This is a genomic window from Paenibacillus sp. P4_A7, assembly GCF_056402455.1.
This window is the reverse complement of record NZ_JBFUHJ010000464.1, coordinates 1-2,491: the sequence shown is the minus strand read 5'-3', so window position 1 is coordinate 2,491 and position 2,491 is coordinate 1. Positions and strand designations below refer to the sequence as shown.

Here is a 2,491-nt window from a genome sequence, read left to right as displayed (position 1 = left end):
CCTTTGAACGGATCTATAAGAGAGATACGATTGTTGATGGACGCCAGCTGACAAAGAAAATCCTTAGTAATAGAACCAATTATCTTGGAGAACCAACGACCGTTTTGTTTCGAAGAAAGGATTTGAAGGAGCCGTTTGGTGTCTTATTGGGTAAACAAGCCTTTTTTGCTGTGGATTTAGCGAGCTGGCTGAGCTTGTTAACCGAAGGAAAAGGGGTTTATATGGTCCAGCCGTTAAGCTATTTACGCTATCACGACAAGCAGCTGTCACAGCATCCGCTTGCCAAAGAAATAATGAAATTGGATAAAGCCACTTTTATAAACTTTGCTGAACAGGAAAGATATGTAAAGCCAGGCACGGTGAAATAAAGAAAGGAGAACGAACCTATGAAGGAGATTTTGCGAACGTACAAGCGGGTCGCGAATCAGCAAATTGCTTCCTTTTGCATACCTATTATCGTTAACGGAACTGTATACGGAAGGCTTCGGCCAATTACAGTAGAGAGTATACAAAATGAGGATGAGATCAAAATGCTGGCTGAATGGAGACATGCAGCTGGCATATGGTTTACGACTCAGTTTCCTATAACGGAGAATGGAACTAGGGAGTGGATCAAGCAGCAAGTTGTCGAAGCGGATGATCGAATATTGTTTATTGTCGAGGACCAAGATCAAACCCCTATTGGTCAAATTGGCTTAATTCATTATGACGAGGTCAAGAAGCAGTGTGAATTTGATAACTTGCTAAGAGGCAGAAAAGGTAAGCTTGGYAATATCGTTATTTTCTCTTTAATTGCTCTGGGGGAGTGGAGTATTGAGGTACTCGGTTTACAACGGGCTTATATTAACGTGTTGGCTGATAATTACCGAGCCATTCACATCTATAAACAGTTGGGGGCTCAAGAAGTGAAGAAGTTGCCATTAATTAAGGTTGTGGAAGGAGAACGGATTTGTTGGACTCCTGCTACGGGACAGCTGGGTGAGAAGCCTGAACGGGAACTGTTGAGCATGATGATTACGAGAGAAACTTTTTTAAATAAAATGAAGAGCAAGGAGGGAGAAATATGAACATCAGACTGTTCAAACCTTCCGTAGGTAATGAAGAACTGGAGAGTATCCAGAAGGCATTCCAAAGCGCTTGGCTTGGATTAGGTCCTAGAGTAGGAGAGTTCGAGCAGAAGTGGAGCCAATATATTGGCTCCTCAGAATCAGTAGGCGTTAATTCCTGTACCGCAGCTCTACACCTTGCTTTGTCCGCTTTCAAGTTCCCTAAAGGGAAAAAAGTGCTGGTTCCTGTATTAACATTTGCTGCAACGGCCATGGCAGTTATTTATAACGAACTGGAGCCCGTTTTTGTGGACATTAACCCGGAAACTCTCGGTATTAGCTTTGAAGATCTTGAACGGAAATATGACAAAGATTGCGTTGCTGTCATGCCGGTTCACTTTGCAGGACATCCCGTACAAATGGATTCTTTGGTAGCATGGGCAAAAACGCGAGGTTTAAAAGTAATCGAGGACTCCGCACACTCAGCTGGCGGGAAGTATAAGGGCAAAGCACTCGGCACTTGGGGTGATATTGGTTGCTTCAGCTTCGAAGAGAAGAAATGTATGACAACCGGTGATGGAGGGATGATATCCTCTAATGATCCGGAGCTGCTTAAACCGCTGCGCCATTCTCGCTGGGTCGGAATCAATAAGGATACTTGGGAGCGTTATGAAGCCAATTCATTAAATAATTTGGACGCGAACGGCTGGTATTATGAAATATCGGATATAGGCTACAAATATAATATGAATGATCTTATGGCATCGATCGGATTAGTTCAATTGGAAAAGCTCGATCGGATGAATCGAAGGAGAGAAGCCATCCTGCAGCAATATTTAATCGGATTGCAAGCAAGCAGGAAGGTAAAAGCGGCAATTCCTTATCATTTGCAGGACTCTTCTTACTGGGCTTTTGTTGTACGAGTTGAAGATAGGGAGCGTTTCATCCTGCATATGAAGGATATAGGAGTTTCCACTGGCGTTCACTACATGCCGTTAACCATGCATCCGTTGTTTATGAAGTATCAGACCGAAACCCCGATTGCTGATTCGAAATGGCGAGAGCTGGTTACCCTCCCACTCTTTCCTGATTTAACACAAGAAGAAGTGGAATATGTCATCTCCAGTATTCAAGCGTACGGTTAAATGTTGTAACTAAAAAAGAACCTCCATCGCCACTATGCAAGTGGTTGAGGAGGTTCTTTTATATTTCACTAATTTCCAATTTCCTTCTCATCAGACTTCCCAATAAAGCTCTAAAATCATTTGTTATAGGGGAAAGTGGTTGATTAACCTCACAAGCTTGAACTAGAAGACTTGCTCTTATAATGAACTCATCGATATACATGTCGTGGGTCATTTCATTCCATTTAAGAAAAGAATCGAGGACTGGGGCTTTAAAGTGATTAATCGATTGGATGAAGACAGCAGAGTCGTTAAATAATC

The 2,491-nt window shown here is 42.5% G+C and carries 4 protein-coding genes (1 of these 4 cut by a window edge); 3 read left to right on the top strand and 1 reads right to left on the bottom strand.

From position 1 onward, the window contains the following. The 3 genes in view from AC1DWN_RS28880 to AC1DWN_RS28870 are tightly spaced (at most 18 nt apart) and all read left to right on the top strand, a layout consistent with a single transcriptional unit that may run on beyond the window. Positions 1-368 carry the 3' portion of a glycosyltransferase family 2 protein gene (locus tag AC1DWN_RS28880; protein ID WP_477562329.1) on the top strand. 364 nt of this gene lie to the left of the window's left edge, so 368 of the gene's 732 nt are visible here — the last part of the coding sequence; the start codon falls outside the window, past its left edge; the stop codon is at positions 366-368. An 18-nt stretch (positions 369-386) separates the two neighbouring features. Continuing rightward, the gene (locus tag AC1DWN_RS28875; RefSeq protein WP_477562328.1) at positions 387-1,067 is read left to right on the top strand and encodes a GNAT family N-acetyltransferase; all 681 of its coding nucleotides are present in this window, start codon (positions 387-389) and stop codon (positions 1,065-1,067) included. After that, positions 1,064-2,191, top strand: coding sequence for a DegT/DnrJ/EryC1/StrS family aminotransferase (locus AC1DWN_RS28870; RefSeq protein WP_477562327.1), 1,128 nt, complete (start codon positions 1,064-1,066; stop codon positions 2,189-2,191). The genes AC1DWN_RS28875 and AC1DWN_RS28870 overlap by 4 nt, the downstream gene beginning before the upstream one ends. Before the next feature lie 58 nt (positions 2,192-2,249). Here AC1DWN_RS28870 and AC1DWN_RS28865 read toward each other — a convergent pair. Then, positions 2,250-2,491, bottom strand: a 242-nt coding sequence (locus tag AC1DWN_RS28865) for a hypothetical protein (protein ID WP_477562326.1), incomplete at its 5' end; no start/stop codon positions are given.

Excerpts from the sequence above, each read along its gene's own strand:
- AC1DWN_RS28870 (WP_477562327.1), top strand. The coding sequence starts at position 1,064 with ATGAACATCAGACTGTTCAAACCTTCCGTAGGTAATGAAGAACTGGAG.